Annotated in this window: 14 protein-coding genes; 5 read left to right on the forward strand and 9 right to left on the reverse strand. The window is 42.0% G+C overall.

Annotated elements, in window-relative coordinates:
* The first annotated feature begins 42 nt into the window (after positions 1-42).
* From FEK29_RS01765 to FEK29_RS01775, 3 genes are read left to right on the forward strand one after another with little or no spacing between them, the layout of a single operon-like run.
* Positions 43-1,149 (forward strand): acyltransferase family protein, encoded by a 1,107-nt coding sequence (locus FEK29_RS01765; protein ID WP_240042637.1) that lies wholly within the window; start codon positions 43-45, stop codon positions 1,147-1,149.
* 29 nt (positions 1,150-1,178) lie between these two features.
* Positions 1,179-2,006: a PIG-L deacetylase family protein gene (locus tag FEK29_RS01770; RefSeq protein WP_161595299.1), complete on the forward strand. Its 828-nt coding sequence runs from the start codon at positions 1,179-1,181 to the stop codon at positions 2,004-2,006.
* Positions 2,007-2,024: 18 nt separating this feature from the next.
* Positions 2,025-2,927: a 3-keto-disaccharide hydrolase gene (locus FEK29_RS01775; RefSeq protein WP_138256684.1), complete on the forward strand. Its 903-nt coding sequence runs from the start codon at positions 2,025-2,027 to the stop codon at positions 2,925-2,927.
* On the opposite strand, the gene FEK29_RS01780 is transcribed toward FEK29_RS01775, so the two are convergent.
* The 8 genes from FEK29_RS01780 to FEK29_RS01815 all read right to left on the reverse strand — a co-directional run bounded on the left by FEK29_RS01780 (position 2,928) and on the right by FEK29_RS01815 (position 13,352).
* Positions 2,928-4,562 (reverse strand): S41 family peptidase, encoded by a 1,635-nt coding sequence (locus FEK29_RS01780; protein ID WP_138256685.1) that lies wholly within the window; start codon positions 4,560-4,562, stop codon positions 2,928-2,930.
* A complete protein-coding gene (gene rnpA, locus FEK29_RS01785) occupies positions 4,543-4,947 on the reverse strand; it encodes a ribonuclease P protein component (RefSeq protein ID WP_138256686.1) in 405 nt (134 codons plus the stop codon). The genes FEK29_RS01780 and rnpA overlap by 20 nt, the downstream gene beginning before the upstream one ends.
* Positions 4,948-4,963: 16 nt before the next feature.
* Positions 4,964-6,820 (reverse strand): M1 family metallopeptidase, encoded by a 1,857-nt coding sequence (locus FEK29_RS01790; protein ID WP_138256687.1) that lies wholly within the window; start codon positions 6,818-6,820, stop codon positions 4,964-4,966.
* Between the two features lie 17 nt (positions 6,821-6,837).
* Positions 6,838-8,469: a S8 family peptidase gene (locus FEK29_RS01795; RefSeq protein WP_138256688.1), complete on the reverse strand. Its 1,632-nt coding sequence runs from the start codon at positions 8,467-8,469 to the stop codon at positions 6,838-6,840.
* 31 nt (positions 8,470-8,500) lie between these two features.
* Positions 8,501-9,364: an MBL fold metallo-hydrolase gene (locus tag FEK29_RS01800; RefSeq protein WP_138256689.1), complete on the reverse strand. Its 864-nt coding sequence runs from the start codon at positions 9,362-9,364 to the stop codon at positions 8,501-8,503.
* 157 nt (positions 9,365-9,521) lie between these two features.
* Positions 9,522-9,902, reverse strand: a complete 381-nt coding sequence (locus FEK29_RS01805; protein ID WP_138256690.1) for a response regulator — start codon at positions 9,900-9,902, stop codon at positions 9,522-9,524.
* An 11-nt stretch (positions 9,903-9,913) separates the two neighbouring features.
* Positions 9,914-11,968, reverse strand: coding sequence for a PAS domain-containing sensor histidine kinase (locus FEK29_RS01810; protein ID WP_205123384.1), 2,055 nt, complete (start codon positions 11,966-11,968; stop codon positions 9,914-9,916).
* On the reverse strand, positions 11,928-13,352 hold the full coding sequence (locus FEK29_RS01815) for a PAS domain S-box protein (RefSeq protein WP_138256692.1): 1,425 nt from the start codon (positions 13,350-13,352) through the stop codon (positions 11,928-11,930). Before FEK29_RS01815 ends, FEK29_RS01810 begins: the two co-directional genes overlap by 41 nt.
* Positions 13,353-13,704: 352 nt before the next feature.
* Between FEK29_RS01815 and FEK29_RS01820 the strand changes: the two genes are divergently transcribed.
* A complete protein-coding gene (locus FEK29_RS01820; RefSeq protein WP_138256693.1) occupies positions 13,705-15,585 on the forward strand; it encodes a cation:proton antiporter in 1,881 nt (626 codons plus the stop codon).
* On the opposite strand, the gene lepA is transcribed toward FEK29_RS01820, so the two are convergent.
* Positions 15,582-17,378 (reverse strand): translation elongation factor 4, encoded by a 1,797-nt coding sequence (gene lepA, locus FEK29_RS01825; RefSeq protein WP_138256694.1) that lies wholly within the window; start codon positions 17,376-17,378, stop codon positions 15,582-15,584. The two genes, FEK29_RS01820 and lepA, sit on opposite strands and share 4 nt — an antisense overlap.
* Before the next feature lie 207 nt (positions 17,379-17,585).
* On the opposite strand from lepA, the gene FEK29_RS01830 reads away from it, so the two are divergent.
* The gene (locus tag FEK29_RS01830; RefSeq protein WP_240042638.1) at positions 17,586-19,994 is read left to right on the forward strand and encodes an outer membrane beta-barrel family protein; all 2,409 of its coding nucleotides are present in this window, start codon (positions 17,586-17,588) and stop codon (positions 19,992-19,994) included.
* Positions 19,995-20,008: the final 14 nt, after the last annotated feature.

Here is a 20,008-nt window from a genome sequence, read left to right on the forward strand (position 1 = left end):
AATTGTTGTACATTTCCGGGCCAAACCTAACCACTGAATTGTATGTTGCAATTCGCCAAACCTTTGTCACATCGGCTGTACTCCTTGGATGTTTACAGAGGGCTTATCATGTTCCTTTTGATTGCCGAAGCTGCGGGTTTCCATGAAAGCTTCGCCCGTTTAACGGAGGGGTCCACCTTGTATCCATTAGCACTTCAATTACAGCATCATCCTTGGAACGGCCTTCGTTTTTGGGACCTTGTACAACCCTTTTTTATGTTTATCGTTGGGGTGGCCATGCCATTTTCCTTTAAAAAGCGATTGGTATCCGGAAACCGTCCCGAATTGAATAGGCACATCGCCATGCGATGCCTAAAGCTGTTCTTATTTGGGGTGTTGTTGCACTGTGTCTACAGCCATGGTCCGGTATGGGAACTATGGAATGTTTTGGTACAGTTGGCGTTTACTATCCTGATTGCCTACGCCATTATGCGTAAAAGCGCCACCTTTCAAATAGGGTTTTCAATTTTTCTATTAGTGCTGACGGAAATTTTATACAGATCTTATAACCCAAATGCTCCCTATGCCCAAGGTCATGAAACATTCGGCTCTTGGGTCGACCTATTGGTGATGGGAAAGGTGAACGGCGGATATTGGGTGTTCATAAATTTTCTTCCAACTGCCGCCCATACCATCTGGGGCGTTGTGTGTGGTCAACTATTGCTAAACCCTACTGCCCAAACCAAGAAAGTCAGGAACTTTGTTCTTTGGGGGGTGTTGGCTACCGTTCTAGGTTTTGCACTCGGCTTTTTTGAAATTACACCGATTATCAAACGTATTGCGACCTCATCGTTTACCTTGGCATCTGGCGGAATTTCAATTTTAGCACTTGCCTTTTTTTATTGGACCATTGATGTGAAAGGGTATAAGAAAAACTGGCTTCGATTTTTTGCGGTCGTTGGCACCAACTCCATTTTCATCTATCTGTTCGCCGAGACCTTTGGTCATTTGATATTCCGGGAGTTCGATATTCTTTGGAACACAGGTCTTTTTCATGCCCTAGAGGCGTATAAGGATTGGATATTGGTTTTGGAATCATTGTTAATTCTCCTATTTTTATGGTATATCACGTATTATCTGGACAAGCGAAGGATTTATTTCAAAGTTTAGAAACGGGCAGGAACCAAAAAACATCTATCATGCAAAAGCATCAACTATCCACAATTCAAATGCTAAGACAAAGGCTATATGTGTTGCTTGTCATTTTACTGGCGGGGACTAGTTCTTGGGCACAAAATCCTTATGAAGGAAAGACCCTTTTGGCGGTTTTTGCCCACCCTGACGATGAAAGTACCATATCCCCCATATTGGCAAAATATGCCAGGGAAGGTGCCAAGGTGCATTTGGTGGTGGTTACTGACGGGAGGTACGGCACCAATGATTTCCATGACCATAAGGCCGGGGACGAACTGGTGGTTACACGAAGGGAAGAGATGAGATGCGCCGCGGAATTGCTAGGTGTTGAACTGACGCACTTGAATTTTCATGATCAACTTAAGGCAAGCGAAGGATATGACGGGCACGTTCCCCATGCCCGGGAAATGGTGAAACAATTAAGCGATATTGTAGAAAAAACCAAGCCCGACGCCATCATCACATGGGGCCCTGATGGCGGTTCCACGCACATGGACCACAGACTTGTAGGCGCTTCTGTTACACAGGTGTATTTAAGCAAGGATTGGCAAAGGCCCATGTCCCTGTACTTTTATGGAACACCGTTGAACAACATCGATGATGCCGATGGAAAAGTCCTGAGAGGGCAGGCAAGCAAATATTTAAGAACGAAAGTTTCCTACACCGATGAAGATCTGGAAATGGCCGCTAAATCCTACCGATGCCATTACAGCCAAATCGACCCCATGCTGACGGAAGCCGATTTTATGGACCGTAAGTCAAAAAACGGAAAATTCGTTTACCTACGAAAGTTTGAAGCCCCAAAATCCGATTCCGACTCGGTTTTTGAATAACGAACCAAAATCCAAGAAATGGATATTTCCAAGATAGAACGGTTGTTTACTTATTTTATAGACTGGGAAACGAAACTGGTTTTGGCTATTTTGTTGACAGTTAATACCGGTGTTATTTCACAAGAAACTACCGAAACCGGATGGACTACCCTTTTTAATGGAAAAGATTTGACCGGTTGGACCACCAAAATCCACCATTATGACGTTTTTGACAACTATGGGGATACTTTTAGGGTGGAGGATAGCATCATAAAGGTCAGATACGACCAATATGAAGGTTTGTTCAATGATCGCTTTGGACACCTATATTATGACCAACCATATTCCTATTTTCACCTATCCATGGAATATCGTTTTGTGGGAGACCTATTTCCGGGTGCTCCGGACTATACCCTTTTGAACAGTGGTGTCATGTTCCACTCCCAAGACCCTAGGACCATGCCCAAGGAACAGGATTGGCCCATTTCCGTAGAAATGCAATTTTTAGCGGGCGTGGAGAAAGGAAAAGTGCGGCCTACGGGTAATATGTGCTCTCCAGGAACCGATATTTTTTACCAGGGAGCCCTAGACCCCAACCATTGCGTTGATTCGTCATCTGACACCTATTTTGGGGACCAATGGGTGAAAGCGGAACTAATGGTCTTTGGTGATTCATTGGTGAGGCATATCATCAATGGCAAAACCGTATTGGAATATTCAAAACCGCAAATGGGTGGAGGTGTCGTCAATCGGTACGACCCGGATATCTTTAAACCGGGAACACCCTTGAAGGAAGGTTTTATAGCCTTACAAAGTGAAGGTCAGCCGATAGATTTCCGCAACATAAAAATCAGGAGCTTAAAGGGCTGTATGAACCCTAAGGCCGTCAACTATAAGCCGTACTATATTGAGCCGGACCCGAATAGTTGTGAATTCCGATAATTACCTATTTCCTAGGATGCTGTTGTATTTTGAGGAATTTTCCAGTAGTTCCGATGCCGCTAATATGGCGTCGTCATGGGACAGATAGTATTGATATAGCCCATCACGATAAAAATAGCGCTTGATAATTTCGTCCTCTAAATTTTTCTGGATTTCTTTTTGATACTTGTCCAGGGCATTGATCTTGCCCTTTTGAATATTGGCCAATAAGGTCTTGTAACTATCCTTTACTTCTTGACCCAAGAAATCGTTTTCCGGACCGGAAAGCGCTTCGGTAATTGCCTTTTCCGCTTTGGTCTCAAAGGAAAAATCGCTTTCCCTTACAAAGGCCTTAAAGTCGTTAAAATCTGAATTTGAGAATTGAAAATCCGCTACATCTGCTACTTTATTGCTAAAATAGTAATCCGTAGCATAGTCGAAAATGACATTGTTTTGCAGCAAGGCCATGGTTAGGTCGTTCGTTTTTACCGCTGCGATTTCAACATCGGGCAGGACGCCACCTCCGTCCTGAACCTTTCTTCCGTTCCTGGTCGTGAAATCGTTGAATTGGGTATTTCTGATGGCATTGCCGTTTTCGTCACGGTTCCAATAATCCAAGGACTGGATACAACGTCCGGATGCCGTGTAGTACCTGGAAATGGTCACCTTTAACTGGGTGCCATAGGTCAGTTTTAAGGGTCTTTGCACCAATCCTTTCCCAAAACTACGGGCCCCCATGATCACAGCACGGTCCAGATCCTGTAAGCTACCTGAAACGATCTCACTGGCAGAGGCACTGCTCCCATTTACCAAGACCACCAAGGGAATTTCGGTATCCACGGGTTGGTTGCTTGTGCGGTATTCCCTATTGAATTTCTTTACTTTGGATTTTGTGGTCACCACCAATTCGCCTTTGGGGACAAATAAATTCGTTACGTTTATGGCCTCTGACAGCAGCCCTCCCGGATTGTCGCGCAAGTCCAATACTATTTTTTCGGCCCCTTTTCCTTTGAGGTCGAGCAAGGCACTTTTTGTTTGGTCCGTGGCCTTGGCGTTGAATTTTGATAAAACGATGTACCCGGTCTTTTTATTGATCATTTTGTAGAACGGTACGGCATCTACTTCAATGCCACCACGTACTATGGTGGTGCTGTTTATTTTTCCTTGTCGCTTGTAAATAATGTCAACGGTGGAACCTTCGGAACCTTTAAGAAGCTCGCTAGCGTTGTCCTCAAAATCTGCCACCTTTATGTCCCCAATTTGAATGATCTGGTCCCCGGCCTTTAAACCGGCCTTGTCCGCAGGATATCCCTGATGCGGTTCAACAATCAACAGCCTATCCTTGTACGTACGTACCAATGCACCAATGCCGGAATATTCGCCAGCATTATTGATCCGGTAGGATTCTACGTCCTGTTCGTTTAAAAATTTGGTGTAGGGGTCCAAATCCTCCAACATGTTCTTGATGGCGGTGTCCATAAGTTCCGCAGGATTTGTCTCGTCCACATAGTTCATATTAAGTTCCTTGAAAAGCGTGGTGAAAATTTCTATTTGCTTCGCTATTTCAAAAAAATCGCTTTTAAAACTACTTCCAACGATAAGAAAAGTAAGGGCTAGAACGGGAACTATAACTTTTTTACGTACTAGTTTTTGCATGAATCCGGGCATTAAATTTCTCCAATAATGACTTCATTTTGGACTCTATGTCCACAAAAGCGGGCATTTCCTTTCCAAGGTATAAAAATAAGAACGCAAAGTTTCCTTGTGTATTGTTAAAAACAAGGCCTTTGTTCAATCTGTAGGATTCTCGTAGCAGTCTTTTGATTTTATTTCGATGAACGGCACTTTTGAAGTTTTTTTTTGGAACGGTCACGGCAGCTTTTATAGGAACTTCTTGATGTGCATCTTCCAGAAAAATAAGTTTTAGCGGGAAAGAGGAGAGACTTTTTCCTTCGGTAAAGAGTTGGCCTATGCGCTTTTGGCTCTTTAGCTTTTCTCTTTTACCAAAGGAAAGGTCTTTTTTTTGTTGGGGTAGGTCCATTTTTTAACACTGAGCCTTATTCTTCAGCTTGCCAGACATTGTTTTCCTCGTTTATATCCGCCATAAGCTGGGAAGGATCTATCACCACCGCTTGAATGTCTGAAATAGGTCTGTTGATGGTAAAATCATAAGTGGGAAACGCCCATGGCCAATCTGGCAACACAGTTCTTTCAATTTGTGGATATGGATTTTCCTTTTCGCCTCGCATCATGCGCAAGGGTGCGTAGAACGTTTCCCTACTACCATCGTTGTAGACCAATAAAACATCGATGGGCATTGGCATCAATCCAATTCTTTCCATGATGATTTTAGTGCCTTCACCTTCCGGTTCTACGGTCTTGATACCGTAATCTATGGTATTGGTGGTCTGCGTCCAATCCGTCAGGTACCAATCCAATTCCATCCCCGATACCTTTTCCGCGGTTCTTTTGATGTCGTTGGGCACCGGATGCTTGAATTTAAATTCCTCATAATACTTCCGAAGGGTTTCCATTAACTTATCCTGACCCATAACATACCCCAATTGGGCAAGAAAAACGGCCCCTTTACTATAGGCCGATATCCCGTAGGCGAAATTAAGGTCATAGCGGTCCGCATGTGTGCTCATTGGCTGTTCCTTGCCCGAAAGAGCTAGATTGTAATAACCTTTGTATGAGTTTTCGAACGGGTTTTCCTTGTTTTGTTCCCTGATCTCATTACTGCATAACGCAGAAATAAACGATGTGAAACCTTCGTCCATCCATTCATGTTTTGACTCATTGGTGGCCAGCACATGCTGAAACCATGAGTGTGCCAATTCATGGATCATGGTTCCTATGACACTTCCTGGCTTGTCGCCACCTGTAATCAAGGTGGCCATGGCGTATTCCATGCCCCCATCCCCGCCTTGGATGACCGAGTATTGCTCGTATGGGTATTCGCCTATATTCCTGTTGAAGAAGTTCATGGCTTTTTCTGTCATGGGCTGTACCGCTTTCCATGTCTCCAAAAATTTAGGGTCGTTTTTATAGAAAAAATGAAGGGTTGGACCATCTACCATTTGTAACGTGTCGTGCACATACTCTGGATCCGCCGCCCACATAAAATCATGGACCATGGGCGCCTTAAAATGCCAGGTAAGGGTCTTTCCCTTTTGTTTTTTTACGGAACTCCCAGGTGCTTCATAGCCATGTCCTATTTCCTGCGGATTTTGTAAATATCCCGTTCCCCCTACTACATAGTCCTTGTCCAAAGTGAGCTTTACATCAAAATCGCCCCAAACACCGTGGAACTCCCTTGCGATATAGGGATCGGCATGCCATCCCTCAAAATCGTATTCCGCAAGTTTTGGATACCATTGGCTCATGGATAGGGCAACTCCATCGGCATTATTGCGCCCCGACCTTCTGATCTGAACCGGAACCTGACCTTTAAATGTCATTTCGAATGTTGTTTTACCTCCGGAGGGAATCGGCTTTGCCAAGTCCACGACCAGAACGGTACCTTCTTCCTGGAAACTTACGTTCGCCCCGTCTTGGGTCAAGGATTCAACATGTAGGTATCCAATTTCACTTTCGGAAAGACCGGCAATCCTACTTTTCTTGTCCTCTGTTATCATTCTTCTATCCGGATCTTGGATGTTTTGAAGTCGTATGTCCATTTCGCTACCCGGTTGGAACGCGTTGAAATACAAGTGGTAAAACACACGGTCCAGGGCATCTGGGGAGTTGTTGGTATACACGAGTTTTTGGGTTCCAGTATATTGGTAATTTTCAACGTCCATGTTTACATCCATGGTATAGTCTACATGTTGCTGCCAATAATTTGTGCGGTTTTGGGCATATGAGGAGCTCAAAAACCCTCCAATTAAAACGGCTAGAATTATTTTCTTCATTTTACTAAAATTCAATTTTATAGTTGTAGTTGACCATTGCTCACCTTGCTGGCCATAATCAGGGCATTATAGGCGTTTACCATCTTTCCCGAAGTGGATATCTCCGCCAAGCTGGCACTTTTGGTGTTGTCTCCCCCTAGAACGACTTTGGTCTTTACGGGAAGCCCGGAATTTAAAATAATTTTCTTCACCTGTTTTGCGCTTAGATCGGGATATTGTGACCAGACCAAGGCCGCCACCCCTGAAACTGCTGGTGCCGCCATGGAGGTGCCTGGTGAATATTCGTATTCGTTGTTAGGATAGGTAGAATAGACATCCGTACCAGGGGCAAAGATATCCACATTAATTTTGCCATAGTTGGAGTAGGAGGCGACCAATTCCGACCCATATTTAGGATCCAAGGCGCCTACCGTAATCACATTGTCGGCAAATTCCGCCCCATTGTTTATCTGATCGTTGGGATAGTTTGGATTGGCGGGATCGTCCAAGTTGGCCCCATCGTTTCCTGCGGCATGCACGAAAAGCACATCGTTGTCCGCAGCGTATTTAATGGCGTCATAGACCCATTGTGCATTTGGCGAGAAGGATTTTCCAAAGCTTCCGTTAATGATTTTGGCTCCGTTATCCACGGCATAACGTATGCCCCTTGCGATATCCTTGTCATACTCATCCCCATTAGGGACGGCCCTAATGCTCATTATTTCCACATTGTTGGCAACTCCGTTCGCACCAAGGCCATTGTTTCTTTCCGCGGCGATAATTCCGGCAACATGGGTACCATGGCTTTCATCGTCTACACGATTGTTGGGGTTTCCATTTCCATAATCCGTGTCATTGTAATCATAGGGGTTGTCGCCCACAATTTTCCTGCCATCAAAATCCTTGTTAAGGTTGTAGTTCAGTTGCTCCGTAAAATAGGTGATGCCATCCTCCAATTCCTCTATCACTTCTGGAATGGATTCCTTGAAAGAGTACATTTGTAATAAAACCGATTTGTTACGCTGCATGGCCTCCGTGGATGCCTCCATACCCATAACATCCTCTTTTGTATAGGATTCCTTGCCCAAAAAGGCCTTAACCTCCTTGTCAGCATTTTTAACGGCCTGAAGGATTTGTTCATATCGATCCTTGTTCTGTTGTGCGGAGGAATATTCCTCGTCCAATTTGGCTTTTGCCTTGACCAAGGTTGTTTGGTCGCCAATGTTCAGGCGCAACATTCGCACATATTCCAATTGCTCGTTGTAGGATTCTCCCAAGAAATTATATCCGTGGATATCATCCACATATCCATTATTGTCATCGTCCTTGTTGTTGCCGGGTTTTTCATCGGAATTTGTCCATAGTACCCCATCCAGGTCTTCGTGGTCCAAATCGATACCAGAGTCCAGAACGGCCACTATGATTTTTTTCCCTTTTTTGTTTTTGATGATTTCAGCATACGCTTTGTCTACGCTCATCCCGGGAATGGTATCACTTGCAAGGTCCAAATGGCCCCAATTTTTCTTCTCCGCTTCGGTCAGTTCCGAAATCTTTAAGGGAACGGCATCAATGTTCTCCACAGGAGTTAAAATAAGGCCTCCCGTACCACCGCAACCCAATAGTGCGACAAAAGAAAATACCAAGAGCGATTTAGTGATTGTACGTATCATATAAAATAGTTGTTAATTTAATTTTGGTTCTTTAATTGAAAATTTCCTTGAAAGTAAAGGCTTGATCTAACCTAACGCCTTTTTCGGTTTTTTTGACCGTACAGAGCTGGTTATGCGCATCGTGTTCAAAGAAAAGAAAATAGTTTTTTTCCGCAGCCTCATTGAGGAATTTTTCTTTTTCGGTGAGTGTAAGTAAAGGCCTTGTATCATAACCCATAACATAGGGCAAAGGGATATGGCCTATGGTAGGCAGTAAATCCGCCACAAACACAATTGTTTTTTCTTTATACTCGATTTTTGGCAACATTTGCTTTTCTGTGTGCCCATTTACAAAATAGATGCCAAAACCTAATTCTGAATTTTCATGAAAGACCGAATCCCTTGAGGTTTCTATGAAGCTCAATTGCCCGCTTTCTTCCATGGGCATTAGGTTTTCGGCCAAAAAAGATGCCTTTTCCCGGGCATTTGGCTTTACGGCCCACTCCCAATGTTCCTTATTGGTCCAAAACTTGGCGTTCTTAAATGCCGGTTCATACCCTGTCCTGTCCTTGTTCCATTGAATACATCCGCCACAATGATCAAAATGCAAATGGGTTAGGAAAACATCGGTAATATCCTCTTTGGAAAGACCAATATCACGCAGTGATTTATCCAAGGTAAAATCGCCCCAAAGGTGGTAGTGGCCAAAAAACTTTTCGGATTGTTTGTTGCCAAGACCTGTATCGACAAGAATAATTCGTTCCCCATTTTGAATCAGAAGGCTTCTTGCGGCCATGTCAATCAGATTGTTCGCGTCTGCAGGGTTTGTTCTTTGCCACAGGGTTTTTGGTACCACTCCAAACATGGCACCACCGTCCAACTTAAAATTTCCAGTCTCAACAGGGTATAGACTCATGAACGTTTCAGGTAACGGAATAAATCTCGAAAAATAGTCAAAATGCTGTGGAAAAGCATTTTGTTTAAGAGTTTTTAACGCAAAATTTCCAAATCTTGGATTATTATGGAGGTATTTGTGGACAGTAAAAAGTCGATTTTTTTAATGCTACATACAATTAGAGCAACAAATCCTCCAAGGAATGATGTGCCAAAGGTTTGGCCAAGTGCTTTTCAATTTCTAGAAAACTTTGTGATCTTTCCAGATCCTTAGGGTTTATAGAAGAGCTCAACATGAACACCCGGCATTTGCCCTTGGTTTCTGTAGGCAAGTTTTTATATTGTTCTATGAACTCAAAACCGTCCATTTCCGGCATTCTGATGTCCAAAAAAATCACGTCTGGAAATTCCTCCAGATTACCCTCCAATTCCTTTAAATAATTAAGCGCCTTTAAACCCGAAGTTTTGACCTCAACCTCTGTTATAAGTTTGGATTTTGATATTATCGCTTTGTTTATATAGTTGTCTATTTCAGAATCATCTATCAATAATACCTTCATGGCGGTAGAATTTAGTTATTAGGATATGTATTTGGCAAGGTAAGGGTGAAAGTCGTTCCAATCTTAGGTTTGGAATCCAGTTCAATGGTTCCATCCAACTTGTTTATAATTTCCTTTACAATGAATAGCCCTATTCCCGAGCCCATTTCATCGGTTGAGTCCCTGTAAAACATATCATATATTTTTTCTTGGCTCTTTTTCTTTATACCTATCCCGTTATCCTTAATTTCAATTACCGCCTTTTCTTCGTTAGTATTCACGTCAATCCAAATAGACGGTGTGGTTTTTGTTTTGTCATGGTACTTTATGGCATTCGACAAGAAATTACTGATCAATACGGCTATACTTCTACGGTCTGAAAAAAACTCACAATCAGTCTTTAAATTGGTAGATATGTGAATTTTTTTAGTGTTTTTAAGATACCATAAATCTTGCAAAGCTTTGTCAATAATTTCCTTAAAATTCACTTTTTCACATTTCAATGACATATGTTTATTTCTGGAATAGGAAATTATATCTTCAATAAACGCATCTAGACGCATTACGGAGTTCTCCATCATCTCCAATCTATTAATTGTTTCCGGTTCCCCCTTTTCTTTTTTTATTATGTCCAGTAGGCCCATTATGGAAGCGAGAGGAGCACGAAGTTCATGTGAGGCACTATAGACAAAACTATCCAACTCAGAGTTGGTCTTTTTCAGTTCTGCATTTTGGTTTTCAAGCCTTTTTTCGAATTCCTTGGCCTCAGTAATGTCCACCGCGGTTCCTTGAGAAGCTATAACTTTGCCACTAGCGTCCGTTGTCACTTCCATTTGGACTTTTACATATTTTATGGATTTATCCCTATGTATTATTCTGTAGGAGAAAGAACTATTATCCCTTTGCGAAATTTTGGTGTCAATAATTGTATCATGCATGACAAGGTCATCTGGATGTATTAATGTTTTAGTAAAGGCAACATCTATTTTTCTTCCGGGTTCAACATCATATATTTCGTACATCCTCTCAGACCAATCGATAATATCCTTTTCAAAATTCCAGTTCCAATACCCAATCTTTCCAATGCGAATGGCAGCGTTCATTTTATTTTGGAGCTCAAGAATTTCCCGTTCCGTTTTCTTTTGATCTGTAAGATCAAAGGCCACGGAACCTATGCCTATTGGCTTGTTATTATTTTTGTCGTTAATGAGAAAGGCAGAAAGTGCTGCTGGAATATTCCTGTTTTCCTTAAAGCTTTTAAGGTAACCTTCCCCGCTCCAAGAACCATTTTTGAAAATTATAGGCATGTACTCCTCTTTGATTACCTGTCTTGAGTCCTCAGGAAAAAAATCCAAAATGGAATAATTGGAAATTGCGTCTTCATTGGATAGGCCCACAAGTTCCCTTCCGGATTCATTAAGATAGATACCACCACCATCCATACCGGACAACCCTATAAAACCAGGGCTTTTTTCAATTACTGCCAATAGTTTTTGATTTTCCTCTTCACTAACCTTTCGTTGCGTAATGTCTCTAAAATAGACAGTAAGACCCTCTGGAGAAGGATATACATGGCTTTCAATCCAAATATTGTTTCTGGGATGGAACTGCTCCAAATGAACATATTCCTGCTTTTTTAAAGCGCCCTCAATTTTGCCCCTCGTACTTGAACTTATAGTGTTTTTAAAAACATCCCATATATTTTTGCCTATAAGCTCCTCTTTCTTTTTTTGAATTAACTCTTGTGCCTTAGCATTAACATAGGTTAGGTTCCAATGATTATCAATGGAAATGAACGCATCAGAAATTCGCTCGGTCAACTCTCGATATTTTTTTTCACTTGCAACAATTTTTTTCTGTGCCTTCCTTTCATCAGTCCTGTCCAAATAGGTTGCTAGAATGTACTTTTTTTTATTTACTTCGTACGTTTCCGCTGAGGCCGTAATAAAAATTTTCTCCTTTTCCTTTGGCCGGGCTATGAGTTCCATTGATAATACTTTTCCACTACTATTTAGTGACTCTAGGGCTTCCTTTCGCTTTGATTCCTCATCGATTATGATTCCTAGTTCTTCGAATTTTTTTACCAATTACTTCTTTCAACTGAAAACCTAGCAATTCCAAAAAGTACTGATTGGCATCGGCAAATTTTAATTCATTATCAAAGATGGCCATGCCTATGGTCTGGCTATTAAATGCTTTTTGAAATTTTTTGAGGTTTTCATTTGCGGCATGCTCCAATTTTTTTCTGGCCGTAACGTCCCTAACGATGCCCAAGATGGTGCCATCATTCAATTTTTTTGCACTTACTTCTCCATAGAAACTAGAGCCGTCCTTTCTAAGAAGCTTTCTTTCGGTAAGAACGGAATGTCCTTTATTTATTTCTTTGAATCTCAAGGGAGCCTTTTTTAAGTCGGATTTTGTTGCTAATTCAACAAGGTTTTTAGTAAGTAGCTCCTCTTTTGGATAACCAAATAATTCCACGCCCTTAATGTTGGCTTCCAAAAGATTTCCATGGAAATCAGCCAAAAATATACCATCTGAAGCTTGCGCTATAAAAGCCCTAAGTTTCTGTTCATTTTCTTGAAGCAAGTGGGTTTTTTCATTAACCATTTTTCGTAAAGTTCTAGGCTGCTCCAGTAGAAATGTGGTAAAAACGCCGGCAATAATAGAAAGAATAAGGCCAAGTCCCCCTAAAACATAAAAACCATATAGTGCCAGTTTTTTTTCAGAAATCACATATAGCTTCCATTCACCATTGTAATCACTTATGAAGTGTTTCATTGCGTTATTTGAAAACACTTCTTTTGTGGCATAAAATATTTGTTCGGAACCGTCCGTATTAGTTTTATAAAGTTGATATGAAAACGGATTATTTTCTAAAGATTTCAAGGAAACTTCCGACAACAAGGACTCAAGTTTAATTACGGCTGCGGCAAAACCGGCAAATTGGTTTTCGACATAAATAGGGGTACGGCAAACAAAACCTGAACCTCCCTGCTTTAAATTAATGGGCCCGGTAACATAGTACCCCCCTTTTTCCATTGTTTTTAAAGCGCCTTCTTTACCTATGGAGTCCTTTAAAATATTAAATCCCAAAACTTCGTTTCCTTCAAAAGGATAAACATTGGTAATAAGACCGGTACTGTCAACCAGCTCAAGCGCATCTATGTTACTATTTGTCCCAAGAATCAATTTGGCAACTTTTGGAAAATCTTCTGGAACTCCATAGTTTTCAGTTAAAAATGCCAAATTTTGAGTGCTTGAAAAACCTTGTTCCAATACCCTTTTTATTTCATTTTCAACTTGGGAAGCCTGTCTTCTCAATTCATTCTCTTCGGAGCTTTTTAGAATAAGATACCTTTGATAGCTCAAATAAGTGGTGAGTCCAAAAACAAAAACAAATACCAAAAGCCCAGAAAACTGGGACATCCCTAGTTTAATATATTTTAAGGGTTTTAATATCAACTTCATTTGCACCTATTACTTACGTATCATCAACTAACTATAACTTTACACAGATTCACTTTGCGACGGTAAGGCGGCCAAGGGTAAGATTTAGGGATGGTCTTTACGAACTTTCATCATTTTTGGAGAGGGGCAATGGGACAAAAATAGAAAAGCATTTTCCAATTCTTGTATTTTCAATCAAAAAACGTAAGTAAAATGTTACAAAAAGATTTTTTCCTTGCGCGAAAAGGATACATTACCTTGTTTTGGAAAAATATCTTCATGTAACAAAATTTGAGTTTTTTTAATTGTGGTATTGGATTTTCATTTTGTTACAACTGCCGTATAATTCTTATTTTTAACAAAAAAGTATTCCATGCTAGAACTTGCAGGTATTATCATCTTAGGCATTATAGCGCAGTGGGTAGCATGGCGCTTCAAATTACCGGCTATTCTTCCCCTAATTTTGATCGGTTTGATAGTGGGCCCGTTATCAACTTTATATACGGAAGATGGGTCCAAGCTTATAGAACCTATTTGGAATGGGCAGAAGGGGTTGTTCCCAGGGGAGGGGCTTTATTACTTTGTGTCCTTGGCAATAAGTATCATCTTATTTGAAGGAGGGTTAACGCTAAGGCGGTCAGAAATACGAAATACGGCTCCAGTTATTACAAAGCTAATCACCTTGGGAAGTTTGGTAACCTTTTTCGTGGGTGCTTTGGCGGCCCATTTTATCTTTGACCTTAGCTGGCAGATTTCTTTTCTCTTTGCGGCTTTGATTATTGTTACTGGCCCTACGGTAATCACCCCTATTTTAAGAAATATACCGTTAAAAAAGGATGTTAGCGCTGTTTTAAAATGGGAGGGGATATTGATCGACCCCATTGGTGCGCTTGCGGCCGTTTTGGTGTTTGAGTTTATTAGTGTAGGCGAGGGTCAGGCCTATACATTGACCGCACTCGTGGAATTCGGTAAGATTTTGCTCTTTGGCTTTACCTTTGGCTTTACCTTTGCCCATGGTTTGGCATTTGCCATAAAAAAGAATTTCATACCACATTACCTATTGAACGTGGTGTCGCTTTCCGTAGTTCTGCTGGTCTTTGTGGAGTCCGATCTGTTCGCACATGAATCCGGTCTATTGGCAGTAGTGGTCATGGGGATGGTCATGGGAAACATGAATCTGCCCAACATAAAAGAACTATTATATTTTAAGGAATCGCTCAGTGTACTTCTAATTTCCATCCTTTTTATTCTTTTGGCTGCCAATATTAATATTTCAGATATGGAATTGATTTATAACTGGAATACCGTGATTTTGTTTGCGACCATAGTCTTTATAATCAGGCCCTTAGGGGTGTTCCTAAGTGCCATGGGTTCCAACCTTAAGTTCAACGAAAAACTCTTTGTTAGTTGGGTAGGTCCTAGGGGTATCGTGGCTGCAGGTATCGCGTCTTTATTTGGATCAAAGCTTCTCGCCAAAGGGGAACCTGGCTCAGAATATATTACGCCATTGGTGTTCATGATCGTTTTGGGAACGGTCTTATTGAATGCGACTACCGCCAGATTATTTGCCAAGTTGGTAGGTGTATTCCTTTACAAATCAGAAGGCATTTTGGTCATTGGCGCCTCACGGGTTTCCAGGCTTATAGCGGAGTATCTACAGAAGAACAACAGGCATGTGGTTTTGGTGGACAATAACGATACGAACGTTGCCAAGGCGCGTAAGGCGGGATTAGAGGCTTTTAGTGCCAATATTTATTCGGATTCCTTGGGAGATTATATTGAGCTTAACGATGTGGGCTATCTTATGGCCTTAACAGGAAACTCTGATATAAACAAGTATGCCATTGATAAGTTTAAAGGTGAGTTTGGTGAAAATGGCTCCTTCCGCTTGGTCGATTCGGAAGAAATGAACGACCCTGAAAACAACCCCAAGGAAGGTCTTTTTTCCCATACGGACGATTTCATCAAACTGACCGAAACCGCCAGAAAAAACCCTGTTATTCGCGAAATAGAATTGAAGGACACGGAACATTATGAAGGACTTATTGAAATTACCAAGGCCGATCCTGACATAATTCCTTTATTCCTAAAAACTCCGGATGACGATATCAAAATAATCTCCTCGTTCAGTAAAGATTTTACGGATATCGAGGAAGGCTCAAAACTGGTATATCTTGGAAAAGCCCTTCCTGTTGAAGAGGAGCTCCAAAAAGAGGAAGAAATGAATTCACCTAACAAACAAATAAAAACTTAATCGTTCAGTTTCAGTACGGCCATAAATGCTTGTTGCGGTATTTCTACGTTTCCAACTTGGCGCATCCGTTTTTTGCCCTTTTTCTGTTTTTCCAACAGCTTTCGTTTTCTGGAAATATCCCCACCATAGCATTTTGCAGTTACGTCCTTACGAAGGGCCTTGATCGTTTCCCTGGAAATAATCTTGGAACCTATGGCCGCTTGTATAGGAATGTCAAATTGTTGTCTAGGAATAAGTTCCTTCAACTTTTCGCACATTTTTTTACCAATGTTGGCGGCATTGTCAAAATGAATCAAAGCGGACAAGGCATCTACGGGCTGGGCGTTCAGTAAGATATCCACGCGGACCAGTTTTGATGCACGCATTCCAATGGGGGCATAATCAAAGGAGGCATATCCCTTGGAAACCGTTTTTAGACGATCGTAGAAGTCGAAAACAATTTCCGCCAAGGGCATATCGAAGTTCAGTTCCACCCGTTCCGTCGTCAAATAGGTCTGGTTGGTAATCTGGCCTCGTTTTTCAATACAGAGTGACATTACGTTGCCTACAAAATCCGCCTTTGTAATGATGGTTGCCTTAATATAAGGTTCCTCCACACGGTCTATGGTAGAGGGATCGGGAAGGTCACTGGGATTGTTAACGATGATGGCGGTTTCCGGGTCCTTACGGGTATAGGCATGGTAACTAACGTTTGGCACGGTGGTAATGACGGTCATGTCAAATTCCCGTTCAAGTCGCTCCTGAATGATCTCCATATGAAGCATCCCCAAGAAACCACATCTAAAACCGAAACCCAGGGCCGCACTACTTTCCGGCGTAAAAACTAGGGATGCATCGTTCAGCTGCAGCTTTTCCATGGAGGAACGCAGTTCTTCAAAATCTTCCGTATCCACCGGATAAATTCCGGCAAAAACCATGGGTTTTACATCCTCAAAACCGGCAATGGCATTTTTAGTGGGCGTGGCGGCATCGGTAATAGTATCGCCTACCTTTACCTCTCTGGCATCTTTTATACCTGTAATCAAATATCCCACGTCACCGGCGCTTATCATGGGTTTTGGATGCTGGGTCAGTTTTAAGGTGCCAATTTCATCGGCATCATAACTTTTACCTGTTGCCACGAATTTTATCTTCTGATTTTTTCGGATAGTCCCGTTGATAATCCTAAAATAGGTTTCCACCCCCCTAAACGGATTGTAGACAGAATCGAACACCAAGGCCTGAAGGGGCTCGTCCGGATTTCCTTTTGGCGCCGGAATACGTTCTATGATGGCCTTTAGAATTTCCTCGATACCAATTCCCGTTTTGGCACTGGCAGGGATTACGTCCTCCGCATCGCAGCCCAAGAGGTCCACAATATCGTCCGTAACCTCCTCTGGATTTGCGCTGGGAAGGTCCACCTTGTTTAAAACCGGTATGATTTCCAAATCGTTTTCCAGGGCCAGATACAGGTTCGATATGGTCTGGGCCTGAATGCTCTGTGCGGCATCTACCACCAAAAGCGCGCCTTCACAGGCCGCAATGGATCTTGAAACTTCATAGGAGAAATCTACATGCCCAGGGGTGTCTATGAGGTTCAAAACATATTTTTCTCCATTGTATACATAGTCCATTTGAATGGCATGGCTTTTTATGGTAATTCCACGCTCACGCTCCAAATCCATGTTGTCCAACAGCTGTTCCTTTTTTTCCCTTTCGGTGACGGAACCCGTGAAATCCAAAAGACGGTCCGCCAAGGTACTTTTACCGTGGTCAATATGGGCAATGATGCAGAAATTTCGAATGTTTTTCATAGCGTCAATTGAAAAAATAGCTCCTTTTAAACTTTGGAATCTACCCGTTTAAAAAGTAATTGCAAATATAGTCTAAATAGCATCTAGATTTTAGGAAGCTTCGACTAAATAAATAGGCAATATTGTGCTAAAAACAAAGCGGAAAGAGCCAATCGTAAAAATATACAGTATTATTTTGTTAGATTTGATGTTCAACCCAAACTAATATTGAGACCGCTACTGCTATTTTTCCTGGCGCTACTAGGAGGTTCCCAAGCGGCGCAAAGCCAGACCCACCAACTCACCGGAACGGTAAAGGACGAGCTGGGCGAAACCATCCCTTTTGCGTCGGTTTTTTTGTTACAGGCCACTGATTCTACCATGGTAAAAGGCACTTCGGCAGATGAGACGGGCATTTTCTTGATTTCTGATATCACCCCGGGACTTTATATCGTGCAGTGTTCCTATATTGGAAAAAGTTCGGAAGGGCTTCCCCTGGACATTCGGTCCGACATCAAAATTGGCGCTTTGATTATTCCACAACAAGCAGAGCAATTGGATGAGGTTGTCGTTGTATCGGCACGGCCCCGGGTAGAGCGAAAAGTGGACCGGTTGGTTTTTAATGTGGAAAATACCGTATTGTCCCAAAGCAATTCCTGGGACATCCTAAAACAGACCCCAGGCGTAATACTCATGCAGGACGAGCTACAGATTCGAAACCAGCCCGCCGTGGTTTACATCAACGACCGGAAAGTCCAATTATCACCATCTGAAGTAAGAAGCCTGCTCGAAAATTATCAAGGGCAGCACATTAAATCCGTAGAGGTCATCAACAATCCCCCGGCCCGGTACGATGCGGAAGGAGGTGCAGTTTTGAACATTATTACTAATAAAAACATTTCATTGGGCTATAAAGGCAATTTTAGTTCAATTTACACCCAAGGAATCTTTCCCAAATACAATTTTGGCACCTCTCATTTTTACAAGACCAACAAGCTAAATTTAAATGCTTCCTACGCCTATGCCCCAAGGAAGGATTTTAAGGATGTGCAAAACAGGACCAATTTTATCAACGATACGGGTGTATTTTCCCGCTGGGATACGGATTTTGACAAGACCAATAGATTTGAAACCCACATAGGAGGGCTTACGTTGGATTATACGATCGACGACCGCAACGAAATCAACCTAACCTCCAATATGCAACTTTCCCCCAAAAGGGAATACGACAATTTTCAGAGCACCGTTATTACCAATGGAATTGGCGTTTTGGATTCGACCTTTACCACGGCCAGTTTTTTGGACGAGACCAAGAACAATATTTCCGGGGATGTAACCTACAAGCACACCTTTAAGGAAAACGGTACTTTACAGGTGAACGGACATTACACCGCCTTTGACCTAAGCAGAACACAACGTGCCAGTTCCGACTATTTTCTGCCTACTGGCGATTTTATAAGAAACTATAGCTTCTTTACCGATGCCGATCAGGATATCGAAATCATAACGGTCCAATTGGATTACAGTACCCTTTTGGGTACGGTGAGTTTTGAAACCGGGGCGAAGCTTTCCTTGATCAATTCTGAAAGTCGCTTACAGTTCTTTACGGAAAATAACGGACGCGTTTTTGTGCCTAATCTTTCTGATAACTTTTTGTACGATGAAAATGTATATGCCGCATACGTAAGCGCTTCCAAGGATTGGGAAAAATGGAGCCTCAAGGCAGGACTTAGGGCGGAGCATACCCAAAGTTCCGGAAACTCACTAGCACTTTCCACGGTGAACGAATTAGAGTATTTTGAACTTTTTCCGTCGGTTTACCTGCTCCATACCATTAACGAAACCCATAGCCTTGCCTTTGATTATTCCCGAAAACTGCAAAGGCCCAGGTATGAGGATTTGAACCCCTTTCGAACCTTTATCAATGAAAATATTTTTTACGAAGGAAACCCCACTCTTGTTCCCAACTTCAGCAATAACTTTAACCTGAACTATACCTTGAACCAGGAGTTTTTCTTTGATTTTTATTACCGGGACAATGGCAATTATATCTCCACACTTTCCTTTCAAGACAATGAAAACCAAGCACTTAGAGATATCACACAGAACGTATTGGAAAGTACTTCCTACGGGTTGGATTTTAATTACGGCAAATCCATTACCAACAACTGGTACGTGTACAGCTATCTATCATTCTTTCATGAGGATGAAACCTTCTTGGCCTTGGAGAGCGATGCTTTCTCTGCCACCAATGAAATAAACGGTTATTATATAGATGTAACCAATTATTTGACCCTTTCCAAGGACGGTACTTTTAAGGGTGAATTGGGACTGGCCTATTTATCTGGATTTTTAGCAGGTTCCTATACCATGTCCGAAACAACAAACCTTACCATGGGCCTCCAAAAATCCCTATGGAACAGAAGGGCGGAACTTAGTCTCAACTTCAACGATATCCTGGGCAAGGCAAACCCATGGTTTTCCTCAAAATATTTAAATCAGGACAATTCATACATCGCGGTAGAGGAAACCCAAAACGTACGTCTATCTTTCACCTATAATTTTGGAAACTTCCGTCTAGAGGATAATCAGCGCCAAATAGAAAAAGCGGAAAGGGACCGAATTGGCTCCGAATAAGTGCCAAAATCGAC

This window comes from Maribacter aurantiacus (assembly GCF_005780245.1).
GTDB classification, from domain to species: domain Bacteria; phylum Bacteroidota; class Bacteroidia; order Flavobacteriales; family Flavobacteriaceae; genus Maribacter; species Maribacter flavus.